A 16313-nucleotide genomic window follows, 5' to 3' on the forward strand; every position below is an offset into this window, starting at 1 on the left:
AAGCCAGAATATGCGGGTTCGATGATTACGATCAAGTGCGGAAAAAAAGAGCATAACACGATAGTTATATCGTGCTAACATACATCAAATGGTGGGTGATTACCTTATGACACATCGACGCATCGGATCGAGGGATTACAGTGCCAAAACCAGAGAAACCAGTGTTTCGAACATTTACCGACAGGGTATTAAGCAAACGCACCGATCTGATTTACGTGATTCGTGGGAATAATTCCCGTGGGGAACGGGTTTGGTACTATGTTCAGGTGCTGCCACCCAAGTTAAAAGAATTTAAGGTTGCACTGGAATCGGGTAACTTGAAGGTGACCGAATTTGCAAAAATCCTCTATCATGGGGTGGGTGAAAATCCCACCGAAGAGGTGCGGCAAATCATGATCAGAGACTACAATTGTTCTTAAAGATGCTCAATCGCACTCTTTCAGGTCGATTCTCATCCCATTTTCATATTTTCGGAAGCCGATCCGCTCATAAAAGGGCAAATTGTGGTCATTACAACCCAGAATAACCTTGTAACAACCCGATTCACGGGCCATTTCAATGAGCGTGCGAATACAGGCGCTGCCCGCACCACGTCCCTGGTGGGCTTCATGGGTGGCAACATCTTCAATGTGACCAATAATCCCACCAGAGTGAATGAACTTGTGCTCCAGAATCAGGCTACCAGTGGCAATCACTTTCTGACCATCGATTGCAACAATCGTCCGCACACCTGCTGCATTTCGCCCACGCCAGATGCGGATAGCCTCGTCTGGGGTTAGGCCCACTTCGGTTAAATTACCCAATGTTTCCAGAAAACCGTTGTAAAAGTCTACCCGTTCCAGCAGACGCATCTGAAAAGTAATCGGCCGCACCAAGGTGGGGTCTGATTGTAATAAACTGGATCCATTCATTGAAGATTCCTACCTGAATATCAGATTACCTTAGCACAGAGAAGTGCTTTTCCGATCAGCGAATGCCATCAGAACTGAGAAGTATTTCAAATATCGGCATCAGTGCCACAAAGTTGTACTTCCAGCAGAAAATACCTCTGCCCACTGTAAAACTTGCAAAAAAAATTGGGAACAGAACTTCAAAAGGAATGCTATCGGAGTGGCCCCGCAGTGATTCTACCGGTGCGTAACCGAGGGTTTCCTTCAATTACTATTAATGTGGGGCCGTTAATCACTACTGCGCCAGTAAGGTATAATTTCCCACCCGGATAATCCCAGACACCCACGATGCGTTCGCCTTCGGCAATCCAGTTTCCTTGTGGGGTCACAAATTCGCGGTTTTGGGGAATGTCGACCATGTAAACGTCTTTAGAATCAAATCCAACGAGCTTGATACGAATCGATGTACCGAAATTATTGACGATTTTGCACGGCTGGTACCGCGTCCGTTGGCCTGGAACAAAAATGATCTGACTAAACAGCGTATTGCTCAGCAATAATATTGCCATACAGGAAAGTAACCAGCGTGCCATCGTCCCACCTCAATTATGAAATTTTCGCCCAACAGGGTGCCACCACCTGACCGTTGACTGCGATCGAACGGGCACTGACTTGCAGCACCCGCAGGAAACCTTCCGAGTCGGCGTGATCGAACTCGCCAATTGCTTCCATCGATGCGTTTGATTCCGAATAGAGAATCTTTGGCACATCAGTGGCAGCCGCAAAGTGGGCATTGCCCTTATACAAGTTCAGTTCAATCGTGCCAGTCATCAACTCCAGAATCGGTTTCATCGCCTGACGTGCCATGTAGGAACCAAGATCGAAACCATATCCCTGGTAGATCTGTTTGCCAAGATACAGCGACAAATGATCAAACAGTTCTCGTGACCGACGATCCAGCACTAATTGTAGCAGATATTGGTAAGCGGTACCCAGCACTTCCATGCCAGGTGCCTCGTATACTCCACGGGATTTGACGCCCACAAATCGATTTTCGACCAGGTGGCTGGCAATTCCAACCCCGTTTCGCCCACCAATTTCGTTACATTGACTGATCGCTTGAAAGGCAGTTACGGACTGCCGATTGATCGCAACAGGGCGGCCTGCTTCAAATCTAATGAGAATTTTCTCAGGTTTGTCCGGTGCATCAGTGGCATGCACACCCATCCCTGGTGTAATGAACCACGGACCGGTTTCCAGGGTTTCCAGCTTGCCCGCTTCGTGGGTCAGCCCCAACAGGTTGGCATCAGTGGAGTAGGGGGAATTCAACGTCGCTTTCACCGGAAGCTGGTGCTTCTGGCAGTATTCAATCATTTCTTTCCGGCCGCCAAAAGCCTTCAGAAAGGCATCGTCTCGCCATGGGGCATAAATTTCAATTTCTGGCGCAAGCATGTTGGTGCACAACTGAAAACGCACCTGATCGTTCCCACGGCCAGTGGCACCGTGGCTAAGGATGGTGATACCACGCTTGCGAAGCTCTGGAACCAGTCCTGCCACAATCACGTGTCGGCCGATCCCAGTGGTATTCCAATATTTGCCTTCGTAACAGGCCTGAAATTGCAGAATTTCAATCCCAGCTTCAGCAATGGCATCATGTAGGGGCAGGGCGATGTAATCCGCCGCACCGCTGGCACGCATCCGACGTTCTACTTCTGCAAAATCGGTTTCGTCTGGCTGGGCCAGGTCAGCGGTAATACATACCACTTTTACCCCGTTTTCCGTGAGCCACTTGGTAACCGTGCAGGAATCCAACCCACCAGAGGAGGCAAAGGCTACCGTTTTTCCTTTCAAATCGTTCAAAGTCATGAATATTCCCAGTCTGTTTTGCAAAAAAGTGTGCAGTGCCAATGAAAATGTTAGGATATTGCACAAGGGCACCGGAAGAAAGGACTTTCAGGCATCGAAAACTATCCAGAAATCCAAATTCCAGAAAATCTGATGGAACAGATCGTTCAACAGGCACTGGATGAAAACCCCCAGGAGTGCTGTGGACTGCTCTCTGGGATTCACAGTGGCGAATCGTGGCTGGTGCAGCACTGCTTCCCACTGCGAAATGTGGCACGGAGTATGTTCCGTTATCGTGCGGATGTGCAGGAGTTATTGCAGGTCAGTCGAGAGATTCGCCGTTCTGGGGAAGTGGAACTGGTGGTCTATCATTCCCACCCCGGTTCACTCGCGGTGCCCAGTCAGACTGATTTGAAGGAAAATGGCTGGGGCACTTCGGCAATGCACTTGATTATCAGCCTTGCGGATGATTTCCCCACCTGCCGTGGCTGGTGGTTGTTGCCAGACAGTTATGTAGAAGCGAACTGGTTTGTGATCAATAATCCTTCTTACTGAACCGCCAGCAGGCCAGCCCCAGGAAAAATGCGAGCCATGCTGCGGACACACCTAATGTCCCACCCCACGTGGGACGATCCTTTTTGATAAACTTTTCTTCGATTTCCTTCTTTTGCAACTGAGATTTTGTCATCAAACCATCCTGGAGTACTTCTGTGGAAAGCTTGTCCATGTCACTCCAACGTGGGAGTGAATACATGATCGTTTCAGTGACTTTCAACCAAGTTGGTTTTACGGGTTCAGCTTCTTGTTTTTGTAACGCTTGCAAACGCTGTACAGCAAAAAAGTTCTCTGCAATAAAATGTACCTGACCGATACCCCAGCATATCCCACCGAGAGTGATCACTCCCAGCAAGCTTGCGATAGCACTTCGGGACAATACTGCAATAAACGCTGAAAATGCATACAATACCATAAATGCAAAGGTCATTAGAAAGATCATCCATAGCATGCTATGGGCCCAGATGCCAGTGCAGACCAGTGATCAGATATGTACCTCCGACCAACGTTGTTGCCAGAATCAACACGAAAAACGATCCACCCAGGTACTTCACCACCAGAAATGCAGTACGGTTGATCGGTTTTGACAGATATAAATCGATTGTGCCTTTTCGCAAGGTGTTTGGGATAAAAAATGATGTAATCACTAATCCCATACCAATAATGAACATCCCAGCCATCGAATTGATGACATATTTATCGAACTGAAACAGAACTTCACCCAGTGGAAAGCCAGAATCTGCGTTTTCGTATAAGCCAAAGCCGATCGACAATCCTACCGGCCATTCGAGAGGTGCTTTTACGGGGTCAACTTTGACAGACAATTGCATTGATTTGGGCAAATTGGATGTATTGACCGATAATTCCTTTACCGGTGCGGTCAACTGTTTTTCAATCAGCCACTTGAAATAGGCCTGATACATTTCTTCAGTTAATGGCTTCTTCACCACAATATTATCCAATGTAATCGAACTGTTCTCAGGGATTTCGATGTAATCGCTTTTGCCATCGTAGTGCCACAAGCCAACAATTTTCTGAATTGCAGGTACTTCTTTTGTAACTTCGACAAACAGTGGCTCATCGACAGTAGGATCCTTCTTCACATTTGGGTTGGGGATTCGCTCTGTGCTTACGTCATTCGTAATGATCAAATCAAACTCATGAGCACTGAATTGTGGGCGATTTGAATCTTGAGATTTGATATTTTCAATTTTCGTTGAGTAACCACTAGGTCTTTGCAGAAGAATTTGTTCCCCTCGCTCCATTGCCAATGGCTGTCGTTGCAGGCTGCTCGAAAAATCTTTAAATGCCACCTCGGCAGTCACCGGCTGAAAGCCGATACTGGAGACAATCAACAGAAATACCCCGATCAGAATCAGCATGATGAACAGCACCATGCTGTCCCAGGCTTCACGGAGGGAATCTTTCAGAATTTCTAATGTTTTCATCAATTTTCCCCTTAGTTGGCACGTCGTTTGGTAGTTTTGTTCCCTTGTTTCTGATCTTCATCATCAACCAGTTTGATGAACAGATCCTCCAGACTCATGCGGTTCTCGACCAGGTGTCGCAATCGCAACCCCTTGCTGCTGAAGAAGTTAAGGATGGTATCGATGTTCACATTGTCTGGGAGAACCAGTTGCCACAGTTCGCCTTTCTGGTTCACGGTCGCACCAAGGCGTTCGATTTCCGTTTTTGGGAAGTCGGATTCCGCCAAACGAACATCAAATGTTCCTTTTTGCTGGGTAAGTTCCTCAATGGTGCCGGCACGGATAATCTGCCCGCGATCCATCACCACCACACGATCGCACATCAGTTCAATTTCACCCAGCAGGTGGGAATTGACGAAAATCGTTGCCCCCTGTGCTCTGCGTTCTTCGATAATCGCCCGAATTTCCCGTCGGCCCACCGGATCCACGCCATCGGTGGGCTCATCCAGAAAGATGACCTCAGGGTCATGAAATAACGCCTGTGCTACGCCAACTCGTTGTTTCATCCCTTTGGAATACCGACGGATCTTTTCGTGCATCCGACGCACTAGTCCCACGCGGTCCAGCAGTTCCATGATCTGCCGCTTACGGTCATCGCGGGACATGCCGTACAGTTTGCCAAAATATTCCATTAAACTGTAGGCGGAGTGGTATGCAGGAAACTGGTGGTCTTCCGGCAGATAGCCAACTTTTCGGCGAATGTGGGAAGTCCCTACCGGTTCGCCCAGCAAAGTCGCATTGCCAGAAGTCCGTTTGACGATTCCTAATAAAATTTTAATGAGTGTGGTTTTGCCGGCACCGTTCTGGCCGAGTAAACCGAACACTTCTCCACGGTTGATTTTCAGATTCACACTCTGCAGTGCGTCCACCGTGGAGTAGCGTTTGTGAAGATTTTCTGTTTCAATGACGTGCACGTTGATGGATTCCCCACTGTTCGTTGTTGGGTTTATGCTAAAAACTAGTTCGTCGAAGAAAACAAGATATTGGCAAGAATTTGCCAGCAATGTGAAAATCCGTGTGAAACGCCTATCAATAATCTGTTAGCTATATAGTAGTGGTTTTATATTGCGATTGTGTTGTATCGCAATATTGCCAATCACTCATCATATTTCAACAAAAACTGTGGGTTAATTGCTTTAAAGCTCAGACGACCTTGCAAGCGTTGGCAATATTCTTCGGTTTCGGGTCGAAATACGATCCCTTCCCGCTCCACGTTCGGATTCAGGGTGCTTTTGCCCACGGAAAGGTTCAAGAGTTCATCGACACTGTGGTTCAGTACCAGCGTACCCAACGATGGAACAGAGGTCAGTTCCAGTTCCTGCAGCAATTGCATCGCGAAAGCGTGTGGCACCAGTTCTGCCTGATCAATGTTAAACAGATTGAACACAAACAGTTGCCTTCGATCCATGCGGTATTTGTTGCCTTGAATTCCGGAACCGACCAATTCTCCCTGGATGGCGGGTGAAAAGCCATATTTCTCCTTCACCCACTTTAGCTTTTCCGCCAGGCCTAGTTGATTCGCAATTCGGGCGTGGGGCTGTTCCAGATTCGTCGCATCAATCTGCCGGTTTCGGCTGCATACGCCAAATTCATCCTGATGCCAAAAACACGTGAATGAGGTTCCATCCAGTTTTTCGGTCATCAGAAACTCCCGCCCGGCCAGTTCCTGCAATAGTTGTTCCAGGACCTGTACGCGGGTTTCGTCCGTCTTCACCAGAAAGCCTGGAAACGTAGAAGAGCCATCGCCAACTTCCGAAAAGTCTGGCACCTCATATTTGGTAATTCCCAGAACATCTGTAACATCTGTCCCCACATCGGTGGGGGTACCAGGTGGCAGCACTGTCAGTGGTAGGCAAAGCCCCTGAGAAACCTGACCACGCAAGCGAATTGTTTTAATTCGAAAGCCGGCGGGGCGATAAACTTCCCCAAGATGCATGATTTCTGGTTTAAAGCAACTTTTTCGCAAAAACTCAAATTCGCTTCGTTCTGGAAGTAAAGAGTCGATTTCGCAGTACACCAGCGGCTGCCCAAGTTGAAATTCATTCTTCTTGACAACCACCCACCAACCGAGGACACGGATTGCTTCAATGGCATCCGCACCCACGATGGGACGAATTTCATTAACTACCTGGATACTGGCTAACGTTCTCATTTTATTTTCATATGTTGCCGCCGCTTACGAAGTGGGACACTTGCAAACATGAATGGGTTCTGTCGAATTACTTCGTTTCTTCGGGCGGTGACTCGGTTTCTGGTTTAGGGTCCCCAGGCTCGGGTAATGTGGGTGCTGCATCCGGTGCCAGCATTTCCGGATGCTCTTCATGAAGATGTTCCAGATGACGATGGTGGCTGATTTCCGCTACCCGTCTGCCGATGACCGGAATTTCTTCCGGATCACCTGTGGTCACTTTTCGCTTGAGCACATGGTAAAGCAGCACACCGGCGAGGGCGGAAAGTACGCACGCAATGACAATTGGGCGATAATTTTCAATTTTGTGCAGAATTTCCAGAAACTGGTTCGTGAACCAGTAGCCCAGCCAGAAGAGAAGGTTCACCCCAGGGATCGCATAGATCCCATCTGCCAACAGAAAGCGGTAGAATGGCATCCGGATCATTCCGGCACAGATGAAAACCGGTGTCCGAATCCCTGGCATCAGGCGTGCCCCCAACAGAATGCCAATCCCGTATTTGTCGAAATTGAGTTTTATTCGTTCTAATTTTTCGGGTGAGACAACCCGTTTTTGCACCCACTTCCGTTGAACCAGCCAGGAACCGTATTTTCGGCCAACAAGGTACAAAATGGTATCACACAGTACGACGCCAAAAATGCAGATGGGCAGCATGATCCACCAGCGCATTCCACTGGTGGGGTCATTCCATTCACGTCCGACAAGTACCCCGCCTGTGGCAATAGGTAATTCTTCTGGAATTGGGGCGCCAAATGCAGATACCACCAACGCCGAAAATACACCGACGTATTGCCACACATCGGTCGTGGTAATCATCATGGTGCCAACCCAGATAAGTCATGTGAAACAAAAAGCAAGCGAGCTGACCGGAAAATCAAGACACACTTCACCATCGTAAGATATTAAAATCGGCAGGAAAAATCTGTAAAATGGTACAAATTACATCGTCGGCAATGTCAGATAACTGGTCAGAGTCAATCAGAGTAACGAAAAGGTTGTGCTTCTGAATGTATTTTTTAGCGTTAGAATCATCGTGCGATGAAACCGCTGCTGCAGTGTTTACCGAAGACCGCGTGGTGCTGTCGAACGTTGTCGCTTCCCAAAACGAACTGCACACCCAGTTTGGCGGCGTGGTGCCTGAAATTGCTGCCAGGGCCCACCTGAGAAACCTGTTACCAGTGATTGATGAAGCGTTGCGACAGGCAAACATCACAATCCACCAGGTGAACTGCATTGCGGTGCACCACACCCCCGGTCTGGTGGGTGCATTGCTGATTACCGTCACTGCGGCGAAAATGCTTTCCGTGGTGCTGGATGTGCCACTGATCGCTCTAAATCACATTCAATCCCACATTTATGCGTGCCGGATGTCCGCGGAAAAAGAGATCTTTCCGTGCGTCGGCCTGGTCGTCAGTGGGGGGCATACCGCGATCTTTGATTGTGCCAGCCCACTACAAATGTCGCTTCTTGGCAGCACGCGCGACGATGCAGCAGGTGAAGCGTTCGATAAGGTGGCAGCAATTCTGGAAATTGGCTTTCCAGGTGGGCCAAAACTGGAAAAAATTGCCAAAGCAGGCAATCCGCACGCATTTTCTTTCCCACGAGCGTTCCTGAAGGAAAATCGCATTGAATTCAGCTTCAGTGGCTTAAAGACTGCGGTTTTGTATGAAGTGAAAGGGCAAAAAAACGCTGCGACGACCCCGCCGGAGATGACCACACAGCGTCGAGCAGATGTGGCAGCTAGTTTTCAGCAGGCTGTTGTCGATGTGCTGGTGGCGAAAAGTCGGCAGGCATTGCACCTGACGGGCTATCCACGTCTGGCTGTAGGTGGGGGAGTCATTGCCAACCAGACTCTCCGAACTGCTTTGAAGGTAATGACTTCCGACGAAAACTGCGAATTGTTTATCCCCCCAATGTCGTTATGCACGGACAATGCTGCCATGGCCGCACTTGCTGTTGAAAAATACCACGTGGGAGACTTTGCCCCACTGGATCTGGATGCCAAGCCGAACTTTCTTTGATAGTCTGATGTTCAATAGAGTATCAATGTTTCACGTGGAACATTTTCGATATTCTTTTGATTGTCAGATTGTTTTTCAAGGCACTTGGGGTAAAAAGTGTACAAATCTTAAGCGAAAACATTTTTTTCACTTGGCGATTATTTTGCTGCTTGTACAACGATTGTTTCGATAATTAACGTGTTATTCATTCTTCGGGGTGCATAGTGGCGGTTCGCATTCGTATGAAGCCGATGGGTCGTACTCATCGACATTTCTACCGGATTGTCGCAATCGATTCTCGTCAACCAAACGATGGTCGTGCGATTGAATATCTGGGAACTTATGATCCTCATTGTCCACAAAAGGACAAATCGGTCAGTTTGAACACTGAACGGATTGCCTATTGGAAAAGTGTGGGTGCCAAAATCTCGCCACGCGTTGAGACTTTGTTAGAAAAGTACAGCACTGCACCTGCAGAAAAAGCCAGCGAAAGCTCGCCTTCCTAGATGATGGCGAGGCTTCCCGGTGCGATTCGATATTCTCACCCTTTTTCCGGATATCTTTCAGGGTTTTCTTCATCAGAGTATCCTGAACGACTCCATCGAAAAAGGACTAGTTTCGATCAATCTGTGGAATATTCGTAACTGGGCTACTGGTAAGCACTTAACAGTGGACGACCGCCCTTTTGGTGGTGGTCCGGGCATGGTAATCATGTGCCCACCGGTTTTTAACTGTGTGGAACATGTTCAAAGCCAGAGCGAATCGCCAGGTGCGGTGGTCATGCTGACGCCCGCAGGCAGGCGATTGAATCAGTCGGTGGTGCGGGAATTATCGCACTGCCCACGGTTGCTGTTGTTGTGCGGTCGATACGAGGGATTTGACGATCGGATTCGACAAGGTTTGCAGCCAATCGAAATTTCAGTGGGTGATTTTGTCTGCAACGGCGGCGAAGTCCCTGCAATGATTTTGATTGAAACCTTGATTCGCCTGATTCCTGGTGTGTTGGGCGATCTGGATTCGGTTGTTGAAGAATCACATAGTGTTGAGGGGATGCTGGAATACCCACAATACACCCGCCCGCGAGAATTTCGTGGGATGGCAGTGCCGGAAATTCTGCTGAGTGGCGATCATCAGGCGATTGCACGCTGGCGGAAAGAGCAGGCACAGAAACGGACAAACGAACATTTGGAATAATGATTTTTTGGATAATTGATCATGCGTAACAAATACATCGAACATATCGACCAGCAGCAGAAGCAAAAAGCGGTCGAATTACACACAGCCCAATGTGCGGCAACCAAACAGGATTTTGCCCGCACCATCGACACCATCCAGATTGGTGATACTGTCGATGTGCACTTCTGGCTGGAACTGGGTGAAAAGGGCCGTCTGCAGGTATTCACGGGCACCGTGATCGCCATCAAAGGTGAAAAACCTGATGAGCGGATCAACGTTCGCCGAATTGTGCAGGGTGAAGGTGTCGAGCGAATTTTTCCACTTTCTTCCCCACGGATTGCCAAAATTGAAGTGAAACGCCACGGGGTGGCTCGTCGGGCCAAGCTTTACTACCTCCGCGATCGCGTGGGTAAGAAAACCCGCCTCAAAGAACGCAAACCAAAGTAATACCCGGCGTGAGGGTGCATGGGCTCACCACGCGAAAGCAGTTTTACCCGTTACCCGCTTTGGCGAAAATGGTTTGGCAATCGCTCCGAAAAAGCGGTTGCTAGGTATTTTCGTCGTTTGGGTTTCCGGGTAATTGCCAGAAATCTGGATGATCGGCTGGGCGAAATTGACCTGATTGTCTGCGACCGTAGCACACTGATTATTGTGGAAGTTCGTTCCAGCGAATCCCGCAGCCTGCAGGAACTGGCAGCAACGGTCAACCGTCAGAAACAGAAACGACTGACCCTCGCTGCATCCCGTTTTCTATATCGCAAACGAAAACTGGTGGGACAACGCACGATTCGTTTTGATGTCGTTGCGATTCGATGGGCACCCGAACAACACCAGCCGGAAATTGGTCACTTCCCAAATGCTTTTGAAGCAGTTGGCGATTATCAAATGCACTTTTAATGGTACAATCATGAAATCGTTAGAAGATCAGCTAGCCCTGCTTGCACGTGGGACCGAGCAAATCGAACCGAAAGATGGCCTGCGGAAAAAACTGGAAACCAGTGCAAAAACCGGCAAACCCCTGCGGGTGAAATACGGCATCGATCCTACCGGAATTGATGTACACCTGGGGCATACGGTTCCTTTACGTAAGTTACGGCTGTTTCAGGAGTTAGGCCATCAAGCCGTGCTGATTATCGGCAACTACACCGCCATGGTGGGAGATCCCAGTGGTCGCGATGCCACGCGGGCAGGATTAACTGAAGAGCAGGTGACTGCAAATGCCCAGGATTACCTGAAACAGATCAGCAGAATCATCGACATTTCCACCACAGAGGTGCGGTTTAACGGGGAGTGGTTCAGCAAGTTTTCGTTTCTGGATGTAATGAGCCTGCTGGGGAAATCAACCATCCAGCGGATGCTGGAGCGGGAAGACTTTTCCAAACGTTACAATTCACGTCCAGAATCAATCCCCATCTACATGCACGAATGCCTCTACCCGCTGATGCAGGGGTATGACAGCGTGGCAATTCATGCTGATATCGAATTAGGTGGCAGTGAGCAGTTGTTTAACCTGATGCTGGGCAGACGTTTGCAGGAATCTGCAGGTCAGGTTCCACAGGTGTGTATTACTCTGCCGATTCTGCGTGGTCTGGATGGCCACCGACGCATGGGCAAAAGTCTGGGCAATTACATTGGCGTTGCGGAATCCGCCGACCAGCAGTTTGGCAAAACGATGAGTATTCCAGATGAATTGATGCCGGAATGGCTGGAATTGCTGACCAATTGCCCCAAAGAAGAAATTGCCCAGTTGACCGACCCGGCGCAAACTCATCCGATGGTGGCAAAAAAGCAGCTTGCACGTCTGGTGGCGGGCAGCTACCACCCGGAAGACGTGGTTCTGCAGGCCCAGACCAACTGGGAGACCCAGTTCAGTGGCAAGCAGGATCCAGAAAATATTCCAGAAGTGGTACTGGAACGTGCGAACTACGGCGAAACGATTGGTATCATGAAGTTACTGGTGGCCCTGGGGTTCTGTTCCAGCAGCACTCAGGCAAAACAGAAAGTAAACGAAGGTGCGGTGAACATTGGGCCCGATCGCACCAAAATTAGTGATTTTCGGGAACAAATCCCGTTAACCGATGGTCTGCTCGTGCGATTAGGCAGCAAAAACATCGCCAGAATTCGCGTGGAATGAGGATAGACTGTGTTTGTGGATTATGTGGAAATCTACGTGAAGGCCGGCAACGGCGGTCGTGGGATGAACAGCTTTCGGCGCGAAAAATATGTGCCGAAAGGCGGGCCTGATGGTGGGGATGGTGGGAACGGTGGCTCCATCATCATCCGAGCGGTGGAAAATGCAGACAATCTGGCCCCACTGGTGCAGCATAAACACTGGGTGGCTGAAAAAGGTGCCCCAGGTGGGTCTTCGCTGTGCCACGGCAAATCAGCCAAAGACCTGATCATCGGCGTGCCGAAAGGCACTATCGTACTCGATCGAGAACGTGGGCATGTGCTGAAAGATCTGACCGAAATTGGCATGGAAGTAACTGTTGCCAAAGGCGGGAAAGGTGGCAAAGGGAATAAGCACTTTGCTACTGCAACCAACCGGGCCCCTCGGGAATATCAGCCAGGGGAAGAAGGTGAAGAACGCTGGTTAAGGCTGGAATTGAAACTGATTGCCGATGTGGGGCTGATTGGACTACCAAATGCAGGAAAATCCACTCTTCTGTCTCGATTGACGCGTGCCAGACCGGAAATCGGCGATTACCCGTTTACCACGAAACATCCGAATCTGGGCATGGTCACGGTGGGTGATGAGCATACCTTTGTGATGGCCGATCTGCCCGGTCTGATTGAGGGGGCCCACGCGGGAGTGGGTCTGGGACATGAATTTCTACGCCATATTGAGCGTACCCGAATTGTGATCCACCTGGTCGAGTGCTACCCCACCGATAATTCGGACCCTGTGCAGAACTACCTGCAAATCCGGGAAGAATTGGCTCAATATTCAGAAGAATTAGCAGCAAAGCATGAAATTATTGCTCTGAGCAAAATGGAATTGACAAATAGTGAGGAAATTCTCACAAGATTCCGCAACGAGACTGGCAAAGAAGTGATTCCGATCTCTGCGGTTACCGGTCAGGGTCTGAACCACCTGATGTCGCGTGCGGTCGTGGTGCTGGCAGAATTAAAGGCGGCGGAGCTGGATGCCCCAGTCGAACAATCGCCCAATTCTTCCGTGGTAGAGTGAACGTGCCAGATTTTATTATCGATGCGGGCAATTCGCGGATCAAATTAACCCGCTGCCAGAATGCAGAAATTATTCTTCCGGTTGCTGCAACTTCCGACCGCACTCCAGCGGGGCTGAAAGCGCTTTGTGCCACTCTTCAGGTTGATTTTGCCAAACAGCATTTTTGGGCAATTGGCTCCAGTAACCCCCCACTGGCTCAGGATTTACAGCAATTTTTGTTGTCCCACAATCAGCAGGTATTGTGGCTGGATAGCCGGGCAAAAATCCCGCTGCTGGTGGATGTGGACTATCCGGATCAGGTGGGGATCGATCGCCTGTTGAACGCAGTTGCTGCGAAATCGCTTTCCCAGAACACCCCTCGGATCATCGTGGATGCGGGATCAGCCGTAACGGTAGATTTTGTTGATGAGACCAGCATTTTTCGTGGGGGAGTTATCTTTCCCGGGATGCGTCTGATGGGTCAGGCGTTGAAAGCAAACACCGCGAAGTTGCCACTAATCGAACCAGCGATGCTGGAAAAATGGCCGGTACCAGCCCGCAATACCCAGACCGCCATCGGCAGTGGCATCGCGTATGCGATAGCAGGAGGCATTGATCGTGTGGTGGAACAACTGGCTTCGCTTTACCCCACGCCACCGCACGTACTGCTGACAGGTGGGGATATTTCCCCACGGCTGATTCAATTGTTACAAATTACTCATCGTTTTCAGCTCCGCTCGTTCCCTGCACTGACATTGCAGGGCATTGCCACCGCAGCAACCACTTTTTCCGGCGAATACCAGAAGACTTCCTGACCACAATCGACATGTTGTTGTTTTTCAGGTATAATTATTTCATTAATACCCACCTGAAAGTGCACATGAATCTGGAACTTCTATTTCAAGCCGGAATGCTGAATCGCCGTGATCTGATTTCTCGTCTGGGTGCTGGTTTTGGCATGATGGGCCTGGCGACGATGTTAGGCAATCAGACGGCCCATGGTGCGGGTAATCTGAACCCACTGGCGGTGAAAAAGCCTCATTTTCCGGTCAAAGCCAAACGAGTCATTCAGATTTTTGCCAATGGCGGGCCAAGCCATGTGGATACGTTCGATCCCAAACCAAAATTGCAGCAGTTTGCAGGTAAAACCTTACCAATGCCGAACTTACGCACCGAGCGTAAAACGGGTGCTGCATTTCCGTCCCCGTTTAAGTTTCAGAAATATGGCCAAAGTGGGATCGAAGTCAGCGAGTTGTTTCAGAAGACCGCCGCCCACATTGACGATATGTGCATCATTCGTTCCATGCATGCCAATGTTCCGAACCACGAACCCTCCTTGCTCCTGATGAACTGTGGGGAAGCCCGCCTGATTCGTCCCAGTATGGGTTCCTGGCTAACGTACGGCCTCGGCAGCGAAAACCAGAACCTGCCCGGCTTTTTTGCGATGTGTCCGGGTGGGTATCCCATTCAGGAATCGCAGAACTGGCAGGCCGGCTTTTTACCGGGAGTCTACCAGGGGACCTACATCGATACCCGCCACACCGATGTGAATAAACTGGTGGAGAATGTTCGCAATAGCCTGATGCCAATTGACCAGCAACGTCGGCAGCTTGATCTGCTGTTGCAACTGAATCAGCAGCACTCGAAGGAACGCCAGAACGATCCCCAGTTGGAGGCTCGGCTGCAGTCTTACGAAATGGCATTCCGCATGCAGACGGAAGCGGCGGAAATCTTTGATGTTCGAAATGAACGCAAGGAAATACTGGATGCATACGGCCCTGGCACGCAGGCACGACAATTATTGATCGCCCGCAGATTGGTGGAACGTGGGGTGCGGTTTGTGCAGGTGTGGCATGGAGCTGGCCAGCCATGGGATAACCATGATGATATTGAAGTGAACCACCGCCGACTGGCGAAGGAAACGGATCAGGGTATTGCCGCACTGCTGACTGATTTGAAGCGATTGGGGCTTTTTGACGAAACTCTGGTGATCTGGGGTGGGGAATTTGGACGCACCCCAGTAGTGGAATTACCCACGCCGGGGTCGAATGCCGGCAAGATTAATGGTCGCGACCACAACCACCACGGCTTTTCCATGTGGTTGGCAGGTGGTGGTGTGAAAGGCGGTCAGGTGGTTGGTGCTACCGACGAGTTTGGCTTTGCCGCTGCCGAAAACAAGGTACATGTGCACGACCTCCACGCCACTATCATGAAATTGATGGGCTTCGATCATGAAAAGTTTACGTTCCGCTATGCTGGCCGCGATTTCCGCCTGACCGATGTCCACGGCAATGTAGTGAACCAGATAATTGCCTGATTGCCGATTTTTTTATGATCTCAGACCATTGCCACAATTTGTGTTAGGTTGGATCACAGCAACATTATGGTTTTCCTTTTTTCGGTGTTTCTCTCTTAAGACAAACAGTTCACGATGCCAATTTGCTGTCATTCGAAACCATTGCCATCCAATAACGGTGCCGACCATAAAGCTTCCGCCGATTAAGTATGGTAAGATTCTGTTTTCATAATACAGTCGAACCTTATTCTCTACTTGTCCTGGTTTTCCAGAACGATGAATGATCGATATTCCAAACGTGTATAATCGAACATTTTCTACATTTTCGCTTCTTGAAACTGCATATTCGGGTTCATGAATCGCGAATGTGCTTAAAAACGTACCAATAATTGCCGTTACAGACATGATTCCAGCCAATCGCGTCAATCTGAACTCTTTTTCTGGACATTTCTGGAGACGATGGCTTGCAGAAGCGAACCAAATGAGTGCCCCATGCGAAATCAAGAACACCGACGCCAGGAAATCCAGCACTGGCAGATAGTTTTCAGGAGAGAATAGTGGAAACAGGAAGTAGTAGATGATACCTGTAGCATAAATTGCAATTCCCCACCAAATTCCTGTCCATTGTGGTTTCAATATGGTTGCAATAATTCCAAAGATGATGACAACAAAGATGCAATATTCAATTGTCGAAGACATGGTCATG

General features: G+C 49.3%; 20 protein-coding genes. 11 read left to right on the top strand and 9 right to left on the bottom strand.

Annotated elements, in window-relative coordinates:
* The first annotated feature begins 161 nt into the window (after positions 1–161).
* Positions 162–419, top strand: a complete 258-nt coding sequence (locus R3B84_04050) for a hypothetical protein (protein ID MEZ6139724.1) — start codon at positions 162–164, stop codon at positions 417–419.
* 6 nt (positions 420–425) lie between these two features.
* Here R3B84_04050 and R3B84_04055 read toward each other — a convergent pair whose 3' ends face one another.
* The 3 genes from R3B84_04055 to argG form a co-directional block, all read right to left on the bottom strand.
* Positions 426–911: a GNAT family N-acetyltransferase gene (locus R3B84_04055; protein ID MEZ6139725.1), complete on the bottom strand. Its 486-nt coding sequence runs from the start codon at positions 909–911 to the stop codon at positions 426–428.
* Positions 912–1102: 191 nt separating this feature from the next.
* Positions 1103–1483 (bottom strand): hypothetical protein, encoded by a 381-nt coding sequence (locus R3B84_04060; protein MEZ6139726.1) that lies wholly within the window; start codon positions 1481–1483, stop codon positions 1103–1105.
* Between the two features lie 13 nt (positions 1484–1496).
* Positions 1497–2756 carry an argininosuccinate synthase gene (gene argG, locus R3B84_04065; GenBank protein ID MEZ6139727.1) on the bottom strand — a complete coding sequence of 420 codons (1260 nt, stop codon included), beginning with the start codon at positions 2754–2756 and terminating at the stop codon, positions 1497–1499.
* A 117-nt stretch (positions 2757–2873) separates the two neighbouring features.
* Between argG and R3B84_04070 the strand changes: the two genes are divergently transcribed.
* Positions 2874–3290 carry a M67 family metallopeptidase gene (locus tag R3B84_04070; protein ID MEZ6139728.1) on the top strand — a complete coding sequence of 139 codons (417 nt, stop codon included), beginning with the start codon at positions 2874–2876 and terminating at the stop codon, positions 3288–3290.
* Here the strand turns inward: R3B84_04070 and R3B84_04075 are convergent.
* From R3B84_04075 to R3B84_04095, 5 genes are all read right to left on the bottom strand, one after another.
* The gene (locus R3B84_04075) at positions 3271–3720 is read right to left on the bottom strand and encodes a hypothetical protein (protein MEZ6139729.1); all 450 of its coding nucleotides are present in this window, start codon (positions 3718–3720) and stop codon (positions 3271–3273) included. The two genes, R3B84_04070 and R3B84_04075, sit on opposite strands and share 20 nt — an antisense overlap.
* Before the next feature lie 22 nt (positions 3721–3742).
* Entirely contained in the window at positions 3743–4738 is a 996-nt protein-coding gene (locus R3B84_04080; protein ID MEZ6139730.1) for an ABC transporter permease subunit, read from the bottom strand.
* Positions 4739–4749: 11 nt separating this feature from the next.
* Positions 4750–5691, bottom strand: coding sequence for an ABC transporter ATP-binding protein (locus tag R3B84_04085; GenBank protein ID MEZ6139731.1), 942 nt, complete (start codon positions 5689–5691; stop codon positions 4750–4752).
* A gap of 182 nt (positions 5692–5873) precedes the next feature.
* Entirely contained in the window at positions 5874–6929 is a 1056-nt protein-coding gene (locus R3B84_04090) for an RNA ligase (ATP) (protein MEZ6139732.1), read from the bottom strand.
* Between the two features lie 67 nt (positions 6930–6996).
* Positions 6997–7785 carry a DedA family protein gene (locus tag R3B84_04095; protein ID MEZ6139733.1) on the bottom strand — a complete coding sequence of 263 codons (789 nt, stop codon included), beginning with the start codon at positions 7783–7785 and terminating at the stop codon, positions 6997–6999.
* 188 nt (positions 7786–7973) lie between these two features.
* Here R3B84_04095 and tsaD point away from each other — a divergent pair, with 188 nt between their 5' ends.
* The 9 genes from tsaD to R3B84_04140 all read left to right on the top strand — a co-directional run bounded on the left by tsaD (position 7974) and on the right by R3B84_04140 (position 15628).
* Complete coding sequence (tsaD, locus tag R3B84_04100) at positions 7974–8987, top strand: tRNA (adenosine(37)-N6)-threonylcarbamoyltransferase complex transferase subunit TsaD (GenBank protein ID MEZ6139734.1); 1014 nt, start codon at positions 7974–7976, stop codon at positions 8985–8987.
* Between the two features lie 203 nt (positions 8988–9190).
* Positions 9191–9472 carry a 30S ribosomal protein S16 gene (rpsP, locus tag R3B84_04105; GenBank protein MEZ6139735.1) on the top strand — a complete coding sequence of 94 codons (282 nt, stop codon included), beginning with the start codon at positions 9191–9193 and terminating at the stop codon, positions 9470–9472.
* A gap of 19 nt (positions 9473–9491) precedes the next feature.
* Positions 9492–10160, top strand: coding sequence for a tRNA (guanosine(37)-N1)-methyltransferase TrmD (gene trmD, locus R3B84_04110; GenBank protein ID MEZ6139736.1), 669 nt, complete (start codon positions 9492–9494; stop codon positions 10158–10160).
* A gap of 21 nt (positions 10161–10181) precedes the next feature.
* On the top strand, positions 10182–10589 hold the full coding sequence (gene rplS / locus R3B84_04115) for a 50S ribosomal protein L19 (GenBank protein ID MEZ6139737.1): 408 nt from the start codon (positions 10182–10184) through the stop codon (positions 10587–10589).
* Positions 10590–10607: 18 nt separating this feature from the next.
* Positions 10608–11039: a YraN family protein gene (locus R3B84_04120; GenBank protein MEZ6139738.1), complete on the top strand. Its 432-nt coding sequence runs from the start codon at positions 10608–10610 to the stop codon at positions 11037–11039.
* Positions 11040–11049: 10 nt separating this feature from the next.
* Positions 11050–12276 carry a tyrosine--tRNA ligase gene (gene tyrS / locus R3B84_04125; GenBank protein MEZ6139739.1) on the top strand — a complete coding sequence of 409 codons (1227 nt, stop codon included), beginning with the start codon at positions 11050–11052 and terminating at the stop codon, positions 12274–12276.
* A 9-nt stretch (positions 12277–12285) separates the two neighbouring features.
* Positions 12286–13332 (top strand): GTPase ObgE, encoded by a 1047-nt coding sequence (obgE, locus tag R3B84_04130; protein ID MEZ6139740.1) that lies wholly within the window; start codon positions 12286–12288, stop codon positions 13330–13332.
* A gap of 2 nt (positions 13333–13334) precedes the next feature.
* Positions 13335–14126: a type III pantothenate kinase gene (locus tag R3B84_04135; GenBank protein MEZ6139741.1), complete on the top strand. Its 792-nt coding sequence runs from the start codon at positions 13335–13337 to the stop codon at positions 14124–14126.
* A 65-nt stretch (positions 14127–14191) separates the two neighbouring features.
* Positions 14192–15628, top strand: a complete 1437-nt coding sequence (locus R3B84_04140) for a DUF1501 domain-containing protein (GenBank protein ID MEZ6139742.1) — start codon at positions 14192–14194, stop codon at positions 15626–15628.
* Positions 15629–15640: 12 nt separating this feature from the next.
* On the opposite strand, the gene R3B84_04145 is transcribed toward R3B84_04140, so the two are convergent.
* A complete protein-coding gene (locus tag R3B84_04145; protein MEZ6139743.1) occupies positions 15641–16312 on the bottom strand; it encodes a hypothetical protein in 672 nt (223 codons plus the stop codon).
* Position 16313 lies beyond the last annotated feature (1 nt).

It is taken from the genome of Zavarzinella sp. (assembly GCA_041399155.1).
Lineage (GTDB): Bacteria > Planctomycetota > Planctomycetia > Gemmatales > Gemmataceae > JAWKTI01.